19 protein-coding genes are annotated in these 19,972 nt (G+C 42.1%); 4 read left to right on the top strand and 15 right to left on the bottom strand.

Going from position 1 to position 19,972, the window contains the following annotated elements:
- Nucleotides 1-36 precede the first annotated feature (36 nt).
- The 11 genes from E1160_RS15800 to flgB form a co-directional block, all read right to left on the bottom strand.
- Nucleotides 37-882: an AAA family ATPase gene (locus E1160_RS15800; RefSeq protein ID WP_155156958.1), complete on the bottom strand. Its 846-nt coding sequence runs from the start codon at nt 880-882 to the stop codon at nt 37-39.
- A 70-nt stretch (nt 883-952) separates the two neighbouring features.
- Entirely contained in the window at nt 953-2,128 is a 1,176-nt protein-coding gene (locus E1160_RS15795; RefSeq protein ID WP_155156956.1) for a cyclic nucleotide-gated ion channel, read from the bottom strand.
- A gap of 112 nt (nt 2,129-2,240) precedes the next feature.
- Entirely contained in the window at nt 2,241-4,898 is a 2,658-nt protein-coding gene (alaS, locus tag E1160_RS15790; protein ID WP_155156954.1) for an alanine--tRNA ligase, read from the bottom strand.
- Between the two features lie 275 nt (nt 4,899-5,173).
- A complete protein-coding gene (gene recA, locus E1160_RS15785) occupies nt 5,174-6,274 on the bottom strand; it encodes a recombinase RecA (protein ID WP_155156952.1) in 1,101 nt (366 codons plus the stop codon).
- Nucleotides 6,275-6,485: 211 nt separating this feature from the next.
- The gene (locus tag E1160_RS15780) at nt 6,486-8,486 is read right to left on the bottom strand and encodes a response regulator (RefSeq protein ID WP_218048951.1); all 2,001 of its coding nucleotides are present in this window, start codon (nt 8,484-8,486) and stop codon (nt 6,486-6,488) included.
- Nucleotides 8,487-8,674: 188 nt separating this feature from the next.
- Nucleotides 8,675-9,781: a flagellar biosynthesis protein FlhB gene (gene flhB / locus E1160_RS15775; protein ID WP_155156948.1), complete on the bottom strand. Its 1,107-nt coding sequence runs from the start codon at nt 9,779-9,781 to the stop codon at nt 8,675-8,677.
- Nucleotides 9,782-9,787: 6 nt separating this feature from the next.
- Nucleotides 9,788-10,552, bottom strand: coding sequence for a flagellar biosynthetic protein FliR (locus tag E1160_RS15770; RefSeq protein ID WP_155156946.1), 765 nt, complete (start codon nt 10,550-10,552; stop codon nt 9,788-9,790).
- A gap of 54 nt (nt 10,553-10,606) precedes the next feature.
- Entirely contained in the window at nt 10,607-10,873 is a 267-nt protein-coding gene (gene fliQ, locus E1160_RS15765; protein ID WP_155156944.1) for a flagellar biosynthesis protein FliQ, read from the bottom strand.
- A gap of 56 nt (nt 10,874-10,929) precedes the next feature.
- Nucleotides 10,930-11,262 carry a flagellar hook-basal body complex protein FliE gene (locus E1160_RS15760; RefSeq protein ID WP_155156942.1) on the bottom strand — a complete coding sequence of 111 codons (333 nt, stop codon included), beginning with the start codon at nt 11,260-11,262 and terminating at the stop codon, nt 10,930-10,932.
- A 115-nt stretch (nt 11,263-11,377) separates the two neighbouring features.
- Nucleotides 11,378-11,788, bottom strand: a complete 411-nt coding sequence (gene flgC / locus E1160_RS15755) for a flagellar basal body rod protein FlgC (protein WP_155156940.1) — start codon at nt 11,786-11,788, stop codon at nt 11,378-11,380.
- A gap of 23 nt (nt 11,789-11,811) precedes the next feature.
- Nucleotides 11,812-12,210: a flagellar basal body rod protein FlgB gene (flgB, locus tag E1160_RS15750; protein WP_155156938.1), complete on the bottom strand. Its 399-nt coding sequence runs from the start codon at nt 12,208-12,210 to the stop codon at nt 11,812-11,814.
- 161 nt (nt 12,211-12,371) lie between these two features.
- On the opposite strand from flgB, the gene E1160_RS15745 reads away from it, so the two are divergent.
- The 4 genes from E1160_RS15745 (at nt 12,372) to fliP (ending at nt 14,296) form a co-directional block, all read left to right on the top strand.
- Nucleotides 12,372-12,707 carry an EscU/YscU/HrcU family type III secretion system export apparatus switch protein gene (locus tag E1160_RS15745; RefSeq protein ID WP_155156935.1) on the top strand — a complete coding sequence of 112 codons (336 nt, stop codon included), beginning with the start codon at nt 12,372-12,374 and terminating at the stop codon, nt 12,705-12,707.
- A gap of 102 nt (nt 12,708-12,809) precedes the next feature.
- Nucleotides 12,810-13,106, top strand: coding sequence for a hypothetical protein (locus E1160_RS15740; protein ID WP_155156933.1), 297 nt, complete (start codon nt 12,810-12,812; stop codon nt 13,104-13,106).
- Between the two features lie 39 nt (nt 13,107-13,145).
- Nucleotides 13,146-13,481 (top strand): flagellar biosynthetic protein FliO, encoded by a 336-nt coding sequence (locus E1160_RS15735; RefSeq protein ID WP_155156931.1) that lies wholly within the window; start codon nt 13,146-13,148, stop codon nt 13,479-13,481.
- 77 nt (nt 13,482-13,558) lie between these two features.
- Nucleotides 13,559-14,296: a flagellar type III secretion system pore protein FliP gene (fliP, locus tag E1160_RS15730; protein ID WP_235914185.1), complete on the top strand. Its 738-nt coding sequence runs from the start codon at nt 13,559-13,561 to the stop codon at nt 14,294-14,296.
- 40 nt (nt 14,297-14,336) lie between these two features.
- On the opposite strand, the gene E1160_RS15725 is transcribed toward fliP, so the two are convergent.
- The 4 genes from E1160_RS15725 to E1160_RS15710 all read right to left on the bottom strand — a co-directional run bounded on the left by E1160_RS15725 (nt 14,337) and on the right by E1160_RS15710 (nt 19,952).
- The gene (locus tag E1160_RS15725; protein WP_155156927.1) at nt 14,337-17,798 is read right to left on the bottom strand and encodes an AMIN domain-containing protein; all 3,462 of its coding nucleotides are present in this window, start codon (nt 17,796-17,798) and stop codon (nt 14,337-14,339) included.
- Nucleotides 17,799-17,859: 61 nt separating this feature from the next.
- A complete protein-coding gene (locus tag E1160_RS15720) occupies nt 17,860-18,582 on the bottom strand; it encodes an OmpA/MotB family protein (RefSeq protein ID WP_155156925.1) in 723 nt (240 codons plus the stop codon).
- Nucleotides 18,579-19,397, bottom strand: a complete 819-nt coding sequence (locus E1160_RS15715) for a hypothetical protein (protein WP_155156923.1) — start codon at nt 19,395-19,397, stop codon at nt 18,579-18,581. Before E1160_RS15715 ends, E1160_RS15720 begins: the two co-directional genes overlap by 4 nt.
- Nucleotides 19,398-19,565: 168 nt before the next feature.
- The gene (locus tag E1160_RS15710; RefSeq protein ID WP_155156921.1) at nt 19,566-19,952 is read right to left on the bottom strand and encodes a response regulator; all 387 of its coding nucleotides are present in this window, start codon (nt 19,950-19,952) and stop codon (nt 19,566-19,568) included.
- Between the last annotated feature and the right edge of the window lie 20 nt (nt 19,953-19,972).

The following is a 19,972-nucleotide window of genomic DNA, read 5'->3' as shown; positions in this document are numbered from 1 at the left end:
GAAGCCTCCGATTATCTTCGGAGGCTTTTTCAATTACTAGCGTTGTTGTCGACGCGCCATAAACGCAAGACGTTCAAAGATATGAACATCTTGTTCATTCTTTAGCAAAGCCCCATGCATAGGCGGTATAGCTTTACTCGTATCTGTTTCTCGTAATGCTTCTGCAGAGATATCTTCTGCCAATAACAGCTTAATCCAATCCAATAATTCTGATGTAGAAGGACGTTTCTTAAGCCCTTGCACCTCACGAATATCATAAAACATCCCGAGGGCTTCCTTCAGCAAGTTTTTCTTAATATCGGGATAATGAACCTCAACAATATCTTGCATGGTTTCACGATCAGGGAATTGAATATAATGGAAGAAACAACGACGTAAAAATGCATCTGGCAGTTCTTTTTCATTATTTGATGTGATGATCACGACGGGGCGATTAGTTGCCTTCACCATTTGCTTGGTTTCATAGACATAAAACTCCATTCGATCCAATTCTTGCAACAAATCGTTTGGGAATTCGATATCAGCTTTGTCAATTTCGTCAATTAACAAAATCGGAGCCTGATCCGCCTCGAAAGCTTCCCAAAGCTTGCCTTTGACAATGTAATTAGAAATATCGTGAACTTTATCGTCACCTAGTTGGCTATCGCGTAGTCGACTAACCGCGTCATATTCGTAAAGACCTTGCTGCGCACGCGTTGTTGATTTTATACCCCATTCAATTAATGGGCGTCCTAAACTCTTAGCAACTTCCTGCGCCAATACTGTTTTACCAGTACCAGGTTCACCTTTAACTAATAAAGGGCGTTGCAAGGTAATCGCGGCATTTACAGCAATGGTTAAATCATCAGTTGCCACATAAGAGTCTGTCCCCTCAAAACGCATGGCATATACTCCCGTCCAATAAACTTATCTTGTATGAAACCTAGTCAGTCCCAAGCGATTGGACAAGAGGCTAAATCTCGGAAATTTCCTCATCAAACCAGTGACGTCGGTTGTAGGCCTTTTCTAATATCTTCTCTTTTACTTGTGGATGACGTGCCAGCAATTCTTCAAAACTACGTCGTCCCATTTCCAGAAGTTGTACTTCATCTAATGTTACAAAGGTGGTTGAGGTTAATCCTCCATGTAAAATTCCAAGTTCACCAAAGTAATCCCCATTTTTAAGAATTTCTGTTCCTTTAGGTAACTCGGCTTCCACATGACCAGATACGACAAAAAACACGCGATCCGCTTTTACATTTTTACGAAGGATCAAATAATTTGACTGTAGTGTAACTGGCTTCACTTCTCGAGAGACTTCTAACACTTCTTTGGCAGATAGGCTTGCAAAGATTGGATTTTGCGCAATCATTTGCCATTGCACCTGAAAACCCCGACGACGTAATTCTTCAGAAAAACCAGATGCCATAATACCCGCCCAGAGACCAAAAACCCCGATCCCCATAAGCATTACAAACCCACCGACAATTTTACCTGTTAGTGTGATCGGCGTTACATCCCCATATCCGACAGTGGTCAATGTTGCCATGGCCCACCACATGGATGAAGGTATAGAGCCAAAAGCTTCCGGTTGAATATGCCCTTCCACAGCATAAATAACCGAGGATGCCAAAAATAAAACGACAAGCCCGATCATAAGAGCAGAGAATATGGCACGCTTCTCCGCATGTAATACTGTTCCCATGATCTGCATAGCTGGGGAATAACGAACCAGTTTCATAATACGCAAAACACGGAAAATACGCAGATAACGCATATCTGCCAAACCAACAAAACCAAACAAAAAGAAATATAAAGGAAGGATCGCCACAAGATCGACAATCATAATTGGCTTAAAAATACATTTAAGGCGCGCCTTCCACGAAGGAAGGTCAATATTTTCAGGGTTCTCCACACAAACCCATATGCGAGCTAAATATTCCGCGCTAAACACTATTACGGAGAATATCTCAATCGCAACCCACATGGTCTGATATTTCAGCGCCCAACTGTGAACTGAAGAAAGTGTTAAGGCCGCAATATTCACTAAAATCAATGAAATCAGAATAGCATCAATAATTCGCCCTGTAAGACTGGCTTGCCCCCAACCTTCCAGTAATAAAAACAATCTTTTACGTAATATACTCATAGGTAACGATCATAGAATAATCAGGAATTCGTGCAACCAAATTCCCTTAAAGAAAAACCGGGAATAGTTCTTCTTATTCCCGGTTCATCTTAATTTATCCGATGAAAAGTAGTTAACCTACTAATCCAGCCTCAATCGCGGAAACAGCAGCATCAGCAGCATTTCCATCTGGTCCACCAGCTTGCGCCATATCAGGACGACCACCGCCGCCTTTACCGCCCATTGCAGCTGAACCAAGACGTACAAGGTCTACCGCCGAAAACTTTTCAGTCAGATCATCCGTTACGCCAACCACAATAGAGCCCTTACCCTCAGAAACCGACACGGCAGCAATAACACCAGACTTAATCTCTTTTTTCATCGCATCGACTAATGGCTTTAGTTCTTTTGCCGGAATGTCAGAAAGTACACGTCCAAGATAATTAACGCCATTTACGTCCTTAGCTTCTTGTTTGTTAGAAGAACCACCACCGCTTACAGCCAGTTTCTGGCGAAGATCAGCAACTTCCTTCTCTAACTTTTTCCGTTCTTCAATCAAGTTATAAACACGATCAGCAACATCTAATGGTTTAGCTTTCAAGACTGCTGCCATTTCACCTAGCTTCGCATCATGTGAATTCACATAATCCATCGCCGCCTGCCCGGTTAGACATTCGATACGACGCACCCCTGCTGCAACTGCCGTTTCATTGGAAATTTTAAAGAAACCAATATCACCAGTCCGCTCAACATGTGTACCACCACAAAGTTCTGTTGAATAAACACCAGACTTTGTTTCAGTATCTGAGCTCCCCATGGAAACCACACGAACTTCTTCGCCGTATTTCTCACCGAACAATGCCATCGCGCCTTCTTCAATAGCCGCATCCGGTGTCATTTGACGGGTTGCAACAGAGGAATTTTCCCGAATTTGACGGTTAACGATATTTTCAACTTCGGAAATTTCTTCCGCAGTCATTGCTTTTTGATGCGCAAAGTCAAAACGCATTCCCTCAGCCGCGACCAACGAACCTTTCTGAGTTACATGATCACCTAAAACACGTCTTAATGCTTCATGTGCTAAATGAGTTACGGAATGATTTGCTTTTAATTTCGTACGACGATCACCATCAACTAACATGTCGAGGCTTTCGCCAATTTTGAAGTCACCTTTGGTCACTTCACCAACATGAACATGCAAGCCATCTACTTTCTTCAAAGTATCGGAAACTTTAAATTCCGCACCTTCAGCCGATATAATGATCCCCATATCGCCCATCTGACCACCAGATTCTCCATAAAATGGTGTTTGGTTTGCCAATAAGCTAACTTTATCACCCTGTTTTGCTTCCAGCACAGGTTTGCCATCCGCAACAATCGCAGAAACAACACCTTCGGCACGTTCGGTTTCATAACCCAAAAATTCACTTGCACCCGTTTCTTCTTTAACTTCGAACCACACTGTTTCTGTTGTTTGATCACCGGATCCAGCCCAAGCAGCACGGGCCTTAGCTTTCTGCTCAGCCATAGCCGCATCAAAACCAGCTTGATCAACAGTGCGTCCCTGACCACGAAGAATATCTTGGGTCAAATCCAATGGGAACCCATATGTGTCATATAAAGTGAAAGCCACATCGCCACGAAGGGCTTCTTTACCGCCCAGCTTGTCTGTTTCACCTTCTAGTAAACGCAAACCTTTTTCCAATGTACGGCCGAAACGCTGCTCTTCTAGTTTTAAGGTCTCGGTGATCAAGGATTCCGCACGTTTTAATTCGCCAAAATGACCGCCCATTTTAGAAATTAGGGATGGTACTAATTTGTGTACCAATGGATCACGTGCCCCTAGCAAATATGCATGACGCATTGCACGGCGCATAATCCGGCGTAAGACATAACCTCTGCCTTCATTTGAAGGCAATACGCCATCCGCAATCAAGAAGGAAGAGGCACGTAAGTGATCGGCGATAACTTTATGGGAAGCAGCTTGATCACCATCTGCATCTACGCCTGTCAAATCCGCACATGTTTCAATGATCGCACGGAAGATATCGATGTCATAGTTGTTATGCTTGCCTTGTAACAGAGCAGCGATACGCTCCAGCCCCATACCCGTATCAATAGATGGATTTGGTAGATCAACACGGTTACCCGGTTCAATCTGTTCATATTGCATAAAGACCAGATTCCAGATTTCGATAAAGCGATCGCCATCCTCTTCTGGACTTCCTGGAGGGCCACCCCAGATATGATCACCATGATCGTAGAAAATCTCGGTACATGGACCGCATGGACCTGTGTCGCCCATTTGCCAGAAATTGTCGGATGTTGGGATACGAATGATTTTGTCATCAGACAAACCTGCAATCTTACGCCATAATCCGGCTGCTTCTTCATCTTCGGAATAGACAGTGACTAACAACTTATCTTGTGGAATATCGAAACCTTTAGTTACGAGGTTCCACGCCATCTCAATTGCTTGGTCTTTGAAATAATCACCGAAGGAGAAATTCCCCAACATTTCAAAGAAAGTATGATGGCGTGCTGTATAGCCCACATTTTCTAGATCGTTATGCTTACCACCTGCGCGCACACATTTTTGAGACGTTGTCGCACGTTTGTAGTCGCGTGTTTCCGCGCCTGTAAAGACATTCTTAAACTGCACCATTCCGGCATTGGTAAACATCAATGTCGGATCATTACGTGGTACCAGTGGAGAGGAATCCACCACTGCATGTTCATTCTTTTCAAAGTAATTCAAAAAGGTTGAACGAATGTCATTAGCTGTTGTCATTTTTCTACCTGACTCAAAAATCTTATTTTCAAATATAGAGCTCTATCACTCTGACAAATTTGCCTAGTAAATTGGTTAAGTAGTTTGATACTGATCTAGCGCGGACAAGCAAGAAAAAAGACACTTTTCGATCTCAATCAACGCCTAAAAAACATTTTTTTTTAAACTATGACAAATTTGTAAGCTTTAACAAACGACCGTATCTATATCACTCAAAGAAAAAGCCCTGCAGTTTTCACATACAGGGCTTAAAACTTTGTTAGATCATACTTGATTTATTTTGTTGGATCATCATCCGGGTTCAAGTTTGCATCTGCTTTCTCTGAATCAGATGGCCCTTCCAACATCGCACTGTCTAGAATACCTGCATTCTCACGTACTTTATGCTCAATCTCGTTGGTCATTTCCATGTTCTCACGCAAGAAATTTTTCGCATTTTCACGACCTTGGCCTATACGTTGTCCATTATAGGAGAACCAAGCACCAGATTTATCAACGATACCTGCATTCACACCAAGATCGAGAATTTCCCCCATTTTCGAGATACCTTCTCCATACATGATGTCAAATTCAACCACCCGGAATGGCGGTGCCACTTTGTTTTTAACGACTTTAACCCTTGTCTGGTTACCTGTCACATCATCACGATCTTTGACCTGACCAATACGACGAATATCCAAACGTACGGATGCATAGAATTTCAACGCATTACCACCTGTTGTGGTTTCAGGATTACCAAACATCACACCAATTTTCATACGAATCTGGTTGATGAAGATCACCATACAATTGGAACGATTAATGGACCCTGTTAATTTACGAAGCGCTTGAGACATCAAACGCGCTTGGAGACCAACATGGGTATCCCCCATCTCCCCTTCTAATTCTGCACGCGGCACCAATGCAGCAACGGAATCAACGACCAAGACATCAATCGCACCAGAACGCACCAACGTGTCCGCAATTTCCAGCGCTTGCTCACCTGCATCAGGTTGAGAGATTAATAACTCATCAACATCAACACCCAGTTTCTTTGCATAAGCAGGATCCAGCGCATGTTCCGCATCAACAAAAGCACAAGTACCACCAGCTTTTTGAGCTTCCGCAACACAATGTAACGCCAATGTTGTCTTACCCGAACTTTCAGGACCGAAAACCTCAATGATACGTCCTTTAGGAAGGCCACCAATCCCTAATGCGATATCCAACCCGAGGGAGCCTGTAGAAATTGCCTCAACATCCAAATGTTGCTGCTGGCCCAATTTCATCACGGAACCTTTACCAAAAGAGCGCTCAATCTGACTCAGCGCAGCTTCTAATGCTTTTTGCTTATCCATAGTATCTTTATCCACTAAACGTAATTGCGGTTGCGACATTGCTTCATTCCCTTTTCTCATAGGCTTTCCCCTGTTGCAACGGGCTTCATCTAAACGCAATGTGCCGCAAATGTTCTCATTAAGCAAGTTCTTTTTTTATTCTCATTAAATATCATTATTTTTCAATATTATAGAAATATGTTCTCGTTAATAATGCAGATTATTTACTGGATGTTCTCATTAAAGATTCCAAATAAGAATCTGTTCTTTTTTATCCAAGAGGTAAATTCTTGTAATCATCATCCGCTGTTTCAACCGAATCGACAGCCTCCTTTACCCGTGTGGCCAATTGCTTCAAGCTGAATGGTTTAGGTAGAAAATAGATATGTGATAAATTGGATAAGTCTGCTGCGACGGTCTCTCTGGTATAACCAGATATACAAATAACCGGAATTTCGGGAAATTGTTGGCGTGTTGCATGAATGACTTCAACTCCGCTCACTTTTGGCATCATCATATCAGTTACAAGCAAGTCAAACTTTTCTTCTCGCTCTTCCAATAAAGTAAGGGCAACTTCACCAGAACGTGCTTCTGTCACACGGTACCCTTTTGAACGTAATGCCCGTGCCGCGAACAAACGCACAGCATCTTCATCTTCTACCAATAAAATAGACCCGCCCCCCGTATTATCCTGCTCGGTAATATCTTCTGAAAGAGCGTCATCCAATTCCTCTTCTGATACATCTATCTTTGGTAAATAAATAACAAAGGTTGTTCCTCTATTTTCGCCCAAACTATGTACATAGATATACCCTTTCGACTGCCGTACTGCGCCAAAGACCATAGATAAACCGAGACCAGTTCCTTCACCGACATCCTTAGTTGTGAAAAAGGGATCAAAAATCTTATTGAGATTTTCCTTGGTTATTCCAGTTCCAGTATCCGTAACACTAATACTAACATATTCTCCAGCAGGCATTATTTCATCACGTATCGGATAAGGCTTTTTGCTTATAAATTGATCCGTTTGAATTGAAAGACGCCCTCCCTGAGGCATCGCATCTCTGGCATTTACAGCTAGATTAATAATCATTTGCTCAAACTGTACATGATCAAATTTTACTCGCCCTAAGTCTCGACCATGCAAAACATCCAATTCAATATTATCACCAATAAGTCGGTTCAGGAGCGAAGATATTTCGGAGAAGATATCAACGATATTTAAATTTCTAGGTTCAACTTTCTCACGTCTGGAGAAGGCCAATAACTGTCGTACCAAGCCTGCTGCACGATTGGCATTTTGTTTAATTTGCATCGTATCCACAAAAGATGCATCCCCAGGACGATGACGTAGAAGTAATAAATCACAAAAACCAATAATGGCTGTCAGCATATTGTTAAAATCATGTGCGACACCTCCAGCTAATTGGCCGACAGCTTGCATTTTTTGTGATTGGGTGAACTGACTTTCTAGACGCATTCTTTCTGTAATATCAGTCATACTTACAAGCAATTCCGCATCAGCTTTCTGACGGGGTCCCGAACGTAATACATTCACAGAAAAAACAGTTTCCATACTGTTTTTCATACGCACATCGATACTATGTGCGGGGACATTCTCATCTCCAAAAAATTGTTTCAGATAATTCTGCAACTTCTCCTGATCTTCTATATGAAATGCATCTATAAAGCTTTCACCTCTAGAATAAGCCTTCCCCAAAGCCTCTTGGGCACTAGGATTTACTTCCTGTAGAATGAAATTTTGATCGCAACTAAAAAGACCAAAAGGTGCATTTTCCATAAACTCATTAAGGAAATTTAATCGTTTTCGAGAACGATGATACTCCTTAGATTCTTTTGTTTCCGGCAAACAAGACCAAATTAGGGTTCCTCGATCATCGAAAGGGGAAACATATATTCTTAATCTTGCAGTATTGGGCTGCTTAGGAAATTGAAATAAGAACTCTAATTCACCATCAACATCTAATATCTTTTTGAGCGTCTCAACCTTTACCGAGTTAAGTTCAAGATCATATAAACTACCCGTTTCAAGCAACTCTAACGGTCGATGCCCATATTTTGGAGTGCCATTCATTGGCATTTTGGCTTTAGAGAAAAATAACTTTCTAAACCGTTCATTTGCAAATTCAAGCTGTCCATTTGCATTTTCCAATGCAAAAGAGAATTCAAAGAATTCTTCTTGTTTGTTATGCAGAAGTAACTCGCATTGAGTACGTGCTAGCTCACGCGTCACACGTCGGAGCTTAATCAAGAAAAAGATGCTCCCCAGAAAAAGAGCTGCAATTAAAACGAATATTACAGAACTATTTGTATTTTCCTGATATAAGAGAAATGCAACCGCTAGACATAAGAAAATGACTCCTACCAACGCTACTAAGTCATGCCAAAAAGAATGCTTGATTGGCCGCATATTTTCAGCTTTCGATAAGAGGCGCCTCATTATAATCTCGCTTGTTCAGCTTTTCCCATTCGCCCCTTTGTCTTACCGCGTGAACGCAAGTTATAAACGTAGGAAATTACTTCTGCCACTGGTTTATAATGCTCTTCCGGTATGTATTCATCTACTTCTGCCGTTGCATATAAAGCACGAGCTAGAGGTGGATTTTCTACCATCGGAATTTCATTTTCTTCGGCAATTTCACGAATGCGAGCCGCAATGATGTCTTGTCCCTTTGCCAAAACTTTTGGCGCATCCATCGAATCTTGATCATAAGCTAATGCAATTGCAAAATGCGTCGGATTGGTTACCACAACATCCGCCTGTGGCACTGCCTGCATCATTCGTTCAGCAGCACGTTGCATACGAATTTGACGAATACGGCCTTTTACCTGCGGATCACCCTCGATGTTTTTGAATTCCTCTTTCACTTCTTGTTTTGTCATTCGAAGTTGTTTTTTATGTTGATACCGCTGGAAAACTAAATCACCAATCGCAATCACAAATAAAATCAAAAGAACAACGGACATGACTTTTAAAAGTAGAATATAAATTTCCTGCGGCAAGAAGGCCACATCGATCCCAGGCATAGCTTGTAACACTCCTAAATCCGGAATCAAGGTGATCACACCAGCAGAACCAATAACAACCAGCTTCACAATATTTTTGACAAATTCAACGAGTTGTTTGGCATTAAAATATTTTTTAGCCCCTTTAATAGGATCAAGCTTACTCAACTTTGGCTTAATACTTTCAACTGAAATCATGAGCCCAAATTGACCAACGTTACCCATCACAGCCAAGATTAAAAATCCAAGAATTGGCCAGATAACAATAAGTAAAACACTGCCAACTATATCAAATAGAAAATCTTTAAGATCGGTACTATGAAAGGGAACTTGATGTGCCTGAGCAATAAAAACCACCAACTTATCACGGATCGCGCCAGCTACATAAGGTCCAGATGCACCAATTATAAGAGCAACCCCTAACAACATTAACCATGTAGTTAACTCTTTACTATTTGCCACAGTCCCCTTTTCTCGCGCCTTTTGAAGTTTGCGCGCGGTGGGCTCTTCCGACTTTTCACCATCATCACCATCAGCCATGACATTTTAACTCACTACAACAAAAGGGGCGATTGTTTCTGTAAAATAACGCATAAACCAAAGTATAACCGAAGAGAGAACCAACGCAAAAAGGATAATTCCTAATAAAATCTGCAACGGCATAGCGACAAAAAATATCTGCAAATTAGGCATCAAACGCGCTAACAAACCAAGTAAGGAGTTATAAATGATCGCCCCCAATAAAAAGGGCGACGCAAATTGCACACCGATAACAAAGCTCCGAGCGACCGTACGTGCGATAGTCTGTGAGAAATCTTCAAGTATCGGCACATCGCCAGGAATAAATAATTGGTAACTATCTACTGTTGCCATAATTAAAAGATGATGTGTATCCGTAGCTAATATTACGGCTGTAGCTGTCAGGGTAAGCACCACAGTATGCAAAGCACCTTGGCCTTGCAACATCGGGTTAAAAGCCTGTGCGGCAGCAAAACCTGATACAAAAGACATCACAGCACCGGTGGTGGCCATTGTCAAAAGTACAATCCTCATAATGCTACCAATAAATACTCCAATTAGTATTTCAGCGAGCAATAAAAGAAGTATCAACAGAACGCTATCCGGCATCGTTGGTAAACCATCTCTTACAACAGGCGTCACAACCAGTGTTAACATCATACCAAACATTAATCGAATACGCGGACTAATATAAGTCTCCCCAATTGCCGGCATTTGCATCAGCACAGCACCAATTCGTGCAAATACCAACGCATAAGCAAAAAATTCTTGAGGAACCAAAATATCATACATGAAATTGAATTAGCAGATTCTTACTGCTTAATGCTAGTAAAAGATAGCGACCTGTTAACCAATGCCGATTATTCTATGACCAACAGCAGCCATAAAATCCTGCAGTAACTGCAACATCCATGGCAAGAGTACTAGTAAAGCCAAAAATACAGTAACAATTTTGGGAACAAATGTAAGACCCATTTCTTGGATTTGGGTCAGTGATTGAAAAATCGCAACGACCAAGCCAACCGCAAGCCCAATCAACATAACTGGCAAACCAAGCTTCAACAGAAGGAAAATCGCCTCGCGGGCAAAATCAAGAACTTCCTGTTCTGTCATTTAAAGCTTCACCAATCCTATAATTTTTCCTGCAGATTTTAGTAGGTAAGAAATGCCTAGATTGGCATTTTTAAAATTTCTTGATAGGCACTAATCACTTTGTCGCGCACAGTCACAACGGTCTGTAATGTTTGCTCAGCGGAGGCTACTGCTGTCACAACATCAGTCAAATCCGCTTTTCCGGTCATCGCATCTTTAGAAACTTGCTCAGCATGTCGGTTAGCGTCGATTGCAGTTTCCGCAGCACCTTTAACCATACCCAAAAAATCACTACCTGTTTCATTGGAACCAGATAAGTCACTAGGCTTCATGGCAGACGCATCATTGATGGTCTTCAAAGCATTGGTACGATAAGCGGCTGCCGCTTGTGCTGCAGAGATATTTGCCATCACTCTCTCCTATGGCAAGTTTCCAAATAGATAATGGGTAGGCTCTCACCCCTATTTCACCAGCCAAGCCGACTACTTCCATCACTACATAACTTATTTTACCTTACTCTAACCTTTATTTCAATAGGTTAATCGTATTATTCACCATCGTTTTTGTCGCTCGGATCACACTTAAATTCGCCTCATAAGAACGTTGCGCTTCGCGCATATCCATCATTTCAATTAAACCGTTGATATTAGGGCGTTTGTAATATCCATCTTCATTTGCTGCCGGATGGCCTGGATCATATTCCAAACTAAAGTCTGACATATCTTCACCAATTTTGTTAACCGTCACCAAATCTGCACCAAGAGCTTTATCCAACTCATTTTTAAATGTAATCGTTTTGCGACGATATGGATCCCCACCAGGGGTCTGAGCTGTTGAGTCTTTATTTGCCAAGTTTTCAGAAATCACACGTAGACGCGCACCTTGCACTCGCATACCTGCGCCAGCAATAAAAAAGGAATTAGCTAAATCATTCATAATCTCTCTCCTTACCTAGCCACTTACTGCCCTTTAAGGGCAATGCGGTACATTGTGTTGTATTTTTTCAAAAGATTGGTTGCTGTTGCATGCATACCGTTTGTACGGTTCATCTTCATCATCTGCTCTTCTAAAACCACACGGTTCCCATCAGGAGAAATCTCATATCCAGACTTACTGGCCTTCGCGTCATAATCCCCAACACTGCCATTTGGTGTATTGAAATGCGCTTCATGCGTCATCTTCAAACCTACTTTTTTCTCGCTCAAAGTTTCTTTGAAAGTTAATGCTTTCAAATCTTTAGCAGCATATTCAGGGGTATTGGCATTGGCGATATTTTCAGCGATCAAAGATTGACGTTGAACACTCCAGTTCAAACGTTCTTTCATCATACCACCCAATGCAGAAGACGCGATTGTCATTTTCTCTCTCCTAGTTTCAATCCCACCATCACTCTCACATTTTGGATTAGGACTGATCTCTCAGTTTCTCTCGGGATTACAAAAGCAAAAGTAATGCCAACTTTTAAATTCTTCCCTTTTTACAAAGATATGCTACTATCCAAACAACGAAGGTTAACATTATGAAACTATCAAAACGGCAAAATAATACCGGTTCAATCAGCAATGATAAACAACCTCTAGAAGAAGAGGCCTCATCAGCAGTTGCACTTGGATACGATCCGTTAGACAAGGAAGGCGCCCCAACCATCCTTGCCTCAGCTCAAGGTGAACTTGCTGAGCAGATAATAGCCCTCGCCAAAGAAACGGATATTCCAATCCATAAAGATCCCGATTTATTAGCACTCCTAACAGCCAGTGATGTAGGGGATGAAATTCCATTAGAAGCCTTCATCGCGGTTGCTGAAATCTTACGGTTTATTTACGAACAAAATGGCATTAAAATTCCAAGTTCATAAAGACTTTCCAACCCAAACTATCACTTTTCATATATAAAGAATCAGTTCATAGTTTGGGTAAAGGTTTTTTATACGTTCTTGAATAGGGATTGGAGTGACCAGATGTCACGCGCTGAAGTTGAACAAAAAATTCATGATATGCTTGACGAAATTGAAGCAAGCCGAATTGGTATGACTAAAGGAGAGGTTCCTGCTCTTGAGAGTTATCCTGCGTTATTAGCACAACTTTCTTCAGATGTGCTCGCTTTACCTGATGAGGATTCAATAGAGCTCAAACCATTAATGAACTTACTACGTGATGAATTATCCCAGTTATCTTGGGAGATGGGGGAAATTGCTCGTCGTTTACGGGAAAGCGATGATGAACAAACATCAGAACAAGTTACTTCACCAGAATAACATTGAAATTACAGTTTTATAAGAGACGGACAGATAAGCATGGATAGCGTGATCGGGTACGCAGATTTTCTTCGAATGATTGTCGCACTGATCTTTGTTTTATCTCTAATTCTGCTCGCCTTATTCCTTGCCAGAAAATATGGAAAAGGATGGGGTTTTCAACACACCCCCCTTACCAAACGGCGCCTACAAATAATTGAAAGCTTACCTGTTGGCCCAAAACAGCGCATGATGATTGTTAGACGTGATGATGTGGAGCATGTTTTGGTAATCGGACAAGAAACCGCGGTCCTTGTAGAAAAAGATATTTCAATTGCAGATACAGATTCTGCAAAGGTATTTAGACGCCCTGAAATTAAGGCCACAGAGACATGAGTATTGGAAAAATTGTAAAAACCTCGTTCTCGCCGAAAGCAAGTAAAACAGATAAAACTGCTTTAGTGAAAAGTGCATTGACATTTAGTTTAGCTGCAAGTTTGTTTACATTTGCACTTACAGCCCTTTTCCATGGAACAGCACTAGCCCAGTCCGTAAATATCGACATTGGCGAAGGTGGCTCCGTTACCGGACGTTTTGTACAGCTAATCGCCATGATCACGGTGCTATCATTAGCGCCATCCCTTATGATTATGGTTACAAGCTTTACACGTCTTGTTATTGTACTTTCCCTACTCAGGACAGCATTGGGAACGCAAGGTACACCACCTAATATGGTATTAGTTAGCCTCGCCTTGTTTATGACATTGTTTATTATGCAACCCGCCTTGGAAGAAGCTTACGATAATGGGATTGCACCACTTATCGAAGAACAAATTACAGAAGAGGATGCATTTACCAGAACAGTAGCGCCATTTCATGACTTCATGCGACGTCACGTAAGAGAGCAAGATCTTCAGCTTTTTATGGATATAGGCAAATTTGAGGCAGTAGAGGACCCAAAAGATATTCCGTTACGCGCACTCATACCGGCATTTATGATCTCCGAATTAAAACGTGCGTTTGAAATTGGTTTCTTATTATTTGTGCCATTTTTGGTCATTGATATGGTTGTCGCATCAGTCCTCATGTCAATGGGTATGATGATGCTCCCTCCGGTCATGGTTTCGCTTCCATTCAAACTGATTTTCTTTGTCTTGGTTGATGGCTGGTATCTTGTTGTAGGAAGCCTGGTTCAAAGCTTTATCCCATAAAAAAAACCACATAGTAAATTGTGGGGCATGATAATTATCATTATGCTGGCGTCTCTACTTCTGAAAGAGGCGCTTCATCTTCTGGCCTATATTCATCATCATCCTGACTTAACAACTTATCACGATAGTTGTTCACAAACGCGTTAAACATATCACTATTTGCCAGTTGCCTGATCATATCTTGCAGCTTTTCAGGGCGTTCTGAATTTACAGACGTCGCAATAAAGTTATAAGCATTTGCTAACGCACTAAATTGCATCGCTGGCCCGTATAACTCATTGAGCAATGCCAAACCATCTTCGTCCTCGTTCAACCGCAGAGCAACAGCCCAATTTAATACGTAACCAGCTTTCTCGTCATCAAGACCAAGCTCTGCCTCGTCCGGAGGATTCCCGGCTAAACTTTGCAAAACACGCGAAACCTCTGACCAATTTTCTTCGGCCCAGAACATATCCCGACGCAACATATCGGCTTCTTTTGACACATCCCCTGCAAGCAATTTGATTGCTTCTGGTAAATCCCCCAATTCAAAAGCAGCTTTCGCACGCAAACGACGTCTGTCCCCTTCTAAATCTTCGTTGAGTTGAGGGCTTTGCGACGCATTCAATGCCCGAATAGCATCTTCTGCCTGACCATCAATTAAATGAACTAAAGCCAATTTAGCACCGACACGAGCTCGATTTTCCCCTTGCAAACGGAACCTAACCTGATGATCCAGTAGGGCTGCTGCGCGATTCAACAAATCAACAGCAATCAACCGATCTGCTAATTTTTCAATCATCTCGTCCCCATCTGGACCAGAAGGCGTCAGCTCACGGAATTCATCGTAAATTGCCAATGCTTTAAGAGGTGGCAATAGATCCGCGTCCCCCTCTAAATATAGACGCTTGAATATATTCACCATTTCCTCGGCCATTTCTTTACCGATTGGTGTTTCCGGATAATATGTCACAACGGTCTTCATAATATTAAGACCATTTCTATAATCCAAATTCTCGAAATGAAGCTCAGAAAGTCTGCGTAAAACCGCCAGCTCAAAACTATCACCACGCCAACGATAACGCAATTTATCCAATATATCGATGGCTTCATCCAATGAGAGTGTTTCTTGCTTCAATCCATGATTAACTAAAGCATATTGCGATCGCACCGCATTAAATTGATCAGGGCCAGCAGCCAAGTCTTTCCATATATCATGAGCTTGATCCAAATTATTTTTGGTTAACGCAATGCGCGCTTGATGGTAACGCAAGGCAGCAAGTTGACCACGACTTAATTTGTCCCTGCCTTTATCAAGTTCATCTAACCAGTTTTCTGCGGAGCGCAAATCCCGGGTCGCCAAAGCTGCTTCTATGCGCAACATGGCTAAAGTGGCTTTCAACGGATAAGGATACCGTAAAAGAAGAGAGTCACCAGCTTTAAAATAATCAACAGCTTGCTTCCACTCACCTAATTCCGCAAGCGTTGCCCCACGCCATATTGACGCCTCTGAAAATCCATCCAGTCTCGGGTCATTTAAAGTTTGGCGTGCTGAATCATAGTCCCAATTCAAGAAATGTGCGGCGCCCAACATAGCGCGATAGTCAGGACGTGTCTCAATCGTTTGATCATTTAGTGCAATAACTTCTAACACCCCTTTTGCTTCAGGGCCTCGTCCATGAGCAAGATAAAATTCAGCAAGCTTAAAACGCGCATCATTTTTGTCGACAGGGTCTGTATCTTGAACTGTCGTTATTAATTCTTGTCGATCCTTTTGATACTTATCAGGTCCACCGCGCAACCATTCTTCGAAATCAAACAATCGCTTTGAAGAGAGTTGAGAAATATCTGCAACAGGTGCTTCGGGAGAAATCGCTGAGATATGTAACCCTTCAGTACTATACAAACGGAAACCATCCAATTCTCGATCAAAGAAAACTTCATCACCTAACATCTCCACAACAACGCCCTGTGCAGAAGCTAAAAGAGTAAATTCAGGATAAGCTCGTTGCCCCTGAACCCCAATACCAGGCTCTTTAATTGTAGCGATCCGTAAAACATCTCCGATATCTGGATCCGGAAGATTAATTAAAACACCCGGTTCATCAGACGGGAAATTCAAATGTGGGCCGATATCTCCATCCACATCCGCCTGAATGGTGGCTTGGATACTCGGTAAAATTGGTCCCTGACGGAATTCAAGCAACCAATCAAAACCTTCTTTTTGAACAATCGGATTAATACCAGGAAGAGTTTTTAGTCTGAAAACAGTCGCGCCACCAACAGGTAATTGCTCGACACGAGTGATTAGTGGTTGTCCTTGCTGGCGTAGGGGAGCCAAATCAACCGGTGCTCGTTTATCAAAAACAATCCATACATTTTCGCCACGACGAAAGACCGCAGCGCCGACATTTTCAGACCACGGGAATAACAAAGTAACTGGTGCAGGACCAGATTGCTTTTGAGCTTCCTGCCTTTTCTTTTCAGCTAGACGCGCAGCTAGTTCCGCCTGATCTGGACGCAATAAAGTTACAGAACCTTCAGCTTCGGCTTTCGCCAGAGCTTCATCTTCTTTTTGAATCTGAGCGGTGTCCAGCTCTCCCTGGACTTCTCCTACCTCATTAACTTCTGCTTGTGTCACACTTGTTGTTGGTGCAGGCGTCACGGGAGGGAGCTCTACTGTTTCTGATTCAACGGGATCGGGCACGGACACTTCAGGTGATTGATTGTTAGGTTCTTCAGTCTCAGCCTGCACCTGTGCAGGAGCTGTTTCTGGAGCAGACCTTGCTGGTTGTCCAGCTCCCTTTACCAAATCCACAACAACCTTATTACCTGATTTGAAATGCCTCAACCCCGTATCTGCTGGTGCAGTTAAAGCAAAACGAGTTCCTCCATTTGAACTAGAAGATGTTAAATCAGAGAAGCCGTCAGGTAATTGTTCTCTAAGTTGAGCAAGATTCAGCCCAGCTTCCGCGGCAAAAGACAGAACCAACTGCCCAGCGGTCAGATCAGCATTATAAGTAACATTATTCGGCCAATCAAATACCAAACGTGTAAAATTGTCATGTTCACCAACTCGCACGCGGATAGATGTGGTATTCCCTGAATTTTCCGCTACTTGTGAGGATGTTGGGGTTGCAGGCTTTAGATCAACAACAATAGATTGGCCGTTTTTAAAATGGCTAACAGCTAAGCTTTGCCTCAAAGGGAAGGACAGACGCAATTTATCAGAAGAGAAACTTCCTTGACCAAGATAGCCTGATAAATGCTCCGCCACTGGCGCCAAAGAAGCGTCAAAGGGCTTCGAGAAGGACAAAACCAATGTTTGCCCTTGAATCGCAGTAGTTACATTCACATTAGAAGGCCAGTCAAATACAAGGCGGCCAAAATCAGTATGCGCCCATGCTCTTAACCCCACAACTTCTTGCGCAGATGCAGCAGACATACTTCCACCAACAAAATGCGCAGAAAAAGCGAGCGGTAAAACCGTGTTACGCAATATCTTTTTGAACGTACCTGACATCTATTCCCCAAACGAAACTAACGAATCAGTCATAACTTACAATATATTACAGAAAAATCCATTAACTTCCTGCCTCTGGATAAATAACCAAGTCCACCCGCCGCGCAAGCTTTTTTCGACGGTCTTCTGGAATAGATTGATTTAAATATTCATATTGGCTATCCGCATGTCCCATAATTGTTAATTCCTGCTGATACCCAACATCTTTCAAATATGACGCAACAGAAAGCGCCCTCGCCAATGACAGTTCCCAGTTTGATGGATATATATCTGCCCGTGTGGGGGTCGGGTCAGTATGTCCAGCAACCACAACTTGATTACCAAATTGAGACATAACACCTGATAGATTAAATAGCGCAGCGGTCGCACGTGAGCTAATAATTGCACTACCGGGCAAAAACAATTCTTCCGCGGGTAAGGACATAATAATACGGCCGTTTAACAGTGTAATTCTAGCTTTTTCTAAAACGGGATCACTTTCAATTGCTTCAGCTAAGATACGCTCAAGATATTCTGGGGCTTCAGCAGGAAGTACTGCTGCCATCTGAATAGATTCACTTGCAATCGGAGCTAAATCTCGGACGGGGTCTTCCTGTTTTTCTTTAACAGTAATCTTTGAAATAATCTTTTCATATTCTTCAGTTTTCAACGTGGACATGGAGAAAAGCATGACAAAGAAAGCAAGTAATAACGCACTCACATCGGCAAAGCTTAATAACCAAGCTGGCGCTTTTTCGACACCGCTATCATCCTTACCTTGATCATGCCCTTTAAAGTCTATCATTGTGCACTGCCCCCAATAACAGGCGACTGTACGTTTGAAGGATTTGGAATCAAAGGAGCAGAAGTTTGATCAATAACTTCATCCGTAAATGTATTAAATGCGCTACTTTCTGGATGTACATAAAAGCGCATTCTAGCCACTTTAGGATCTCCATGCATCAAGCCAATAGAAATACCGGATTTTGGTGCACCTTCAGTAATCAATTGTTGAGCAACAACACCAGTTCGAGCGAATGCCAGTGATCGATTATCTTCGTCTGGTTCATCCAAATTTATTTCTTCGGGGTTTACCGTTTCGTCTACCTCAGTCCCAACAATTTTCGGCAAGGTGGTTTTCAATCGTTCTAAAGAATCCACGCCAAGCATAAATTGAAGTTCCAACACATTGCCTTCAAAAGGTTTTTCCAATATTGCTGCAGTATCTCTGATAAGATCAAGACGATCCGCCCGCAATGCAATTTCACCGACAACAAAAATTTCACGTGTGGGAACCGTCATCTGCATAACAGAACCATCTCTCAGTGTTTCTACTTCAGCAATTGGGACAGCCGTAACCCAAAGCTTTTCTACATCGTTAATAACACGATTTGCTTCTGGTACCGGACCAACTGTAGAAATCATGATCTGCGCTTTGGTTTCATTGATAAGCTCAGTTTTGAAGGTAGAGGTAACAGACTTAATCACCTTACGCGCTTTGGCTTCTTCAAAGGTAGATAATGTATTTAGGAGTATAAAAAAGGCAAGTAATAGCAAGAAGAGGCTCAAAAACATGATTGGCCCCATATCCTTTCCTTTAACTTTAGGTGCACCTGCCATTATTCAACTGTGCCTTAACTTCTACAAAATCTAAATATCCAGTTAAGAATCATACACAGTTTCGCGTTAAGCAAAAAGGAAAAAGCAAGAATAGCTAAAGAAAAAGGCGTATATTTTTACATATACGCCTTCAATCTTTTATAACTTACAAGTAAATCTAAGTAAAACTTAGAAGTTGCCAATCACACTTGTTAGTTTTGTTTTTAATGTCGCTGCGTTAAACGGCTTCACGATATAGTTAGACACGCCGGCTTCTTTCGCTGCAATCACATTTTCAGTCTTACTTTCAGCAGTAATCATGATGAATGGTAAATCGCGCATCTTCTCATCGGCACGCACTTCGCGAAGCAATTGAATACCTGTCATAGGCTCCATATTCCAATCGGAAATTACGAGTCCATAATCCTTAGAACGAAGCTTGGCCAATGCGTCACTTCCATCTGTGGCTTCATCAACATTGTTAAAACCCAACTGCTTAAGCAGGTTGCGGATAATACGCAGCATCGTCTTATAATCGTCGACGATCAAGATTTGCATATTCATATCAACAGCCATGGTGATCCTCCGATTGGCAA

Source organism: Curvivirga aplysinae (assembly GCF_009711445.1).
Taxonomy (GTDB): Bacteria; Pseudomonadota; Alphaproteobacteria; order UBA8366; family Aestuariispiraceae; genus Curvivirga; species Curvivirga aplysinae.
This window is presented reverse-complemented; position numbering and strand designations above follow the sequence as displayed.

Bases quoted from the DNA above. Each gene is read 5' to 3' on its own strand.
- E1160_RS15800 (WP_155156958.1), bottom strand. From the start codon at position 882: ATGCGTTTTGAGGGGACAGACTCTTATGTGGCAACTGATGATTTAACC.
- E1160_RS15795 (WP_155156956.1), bottom strand. From the start codon at position 2,128: ATGAGTATATTACGTAAAAGATTGTTTTTATTACTGGAAGGTTGGGGG.
- alaS (WP_155156954.1), bottom strand. From the start codon at position 4,898: ATGACAACAGCTAATGACATTCGTTCAACCTTTTTGAATTACTTTGAA.
- recA (WP_155156952.1), bottom strand. From the start codon at position 6,274: ATGTCGCAACCGCAATTACGTTTAGTGGATAAAGATACTATGGATAAG.
- flhB (WP_155156948.1), bottom strand. From the start codon at position 9,781: ATGGCTGATGGTGATGATGGTGAAAAGTCGGAAGAGCCCACCGCGCGC.
- E1160_RS15770 (WP_155156946.1), bottom strand. From the start codon at position 10,552: ATGTATGATATTTTGGTTCCTCAAGAATTTTTTGCTTATGCGTTGGTA.
- fliQ (WP_155156944.1), bottom strand. From the start codon at position 10,873: ATGACAGAACAGGAAGTTCTTGATTTTGCCCGCGAGGCGATTTTCCTT.
- E1160_RS15760 (WP_155156942.1), bottom strand. From the start codon at position 11,262: ATGGCAAATATCTCTGCAGCACAAGCGGCAGCCGCTTATCGTACCAAT.
- flgC (WP_155156940.1), bottom strand. From the start codon at position 11,788: ATGAATGATTTAGCTAATTCCTTTTTTATTGCTGGCGCAGGTATGCGA.
- flgB (WP_155156938.1), bottom strand. From the start codon at position 12,210: ATGACAATCGCGTCTTCTGCATTGGGTGGTATGATGAAAGAACGTTTG.
- E1160_RS15745 (WP_155156935.1), top strand. From the start codon at position 12,372: ATGAAACTATCAAAACGGCAAAATAATACCGGTTCAATCAGCAATGAT.
- E1160_RS15740 (WP_155156933.1), top strand. From the start codon at position 12,810: ATGTCACGCGCTGAAGTTGAACAAAAAATTCATGATATGCTTGACGAA.
- E1160_RS15735 (WP_155156931.1), top strand. From the start codon at position 13,146: ATGGATAGCGTGATCGGGTACGCAGATTTTCTTCGAATGATTGTCGCA.
- E1160_RS15725 (WP_155156927.1), bottom strand. From the start codon at position 17,798: ATGTCAGGTACGTTCAAAAAGATATTGCGTAACACGGTTTTACCGCTC.
- E1160_RS15720 (WP_155156925.1), bottom strand. From the start codon at position 18,582: ATGATAGACTTTAAAGGGCATGATCAAGGTAAGGATGATAGCGGTGTC.
- E1160_RS15715 (WP_155156923.1), bottom strand. From the start codon at position 19,397: ATGGCAGGTGCACCTAAAGTTAAAGGAAAGGATATGGGGCCAATCATG.
- E1160_RS15710 (WP_155156921.1), bottom strand. From the start codon at position 19,952: ATGGCTGTTGATATGAATATGCAAATCTTGATCGTCGACGATTATAAG.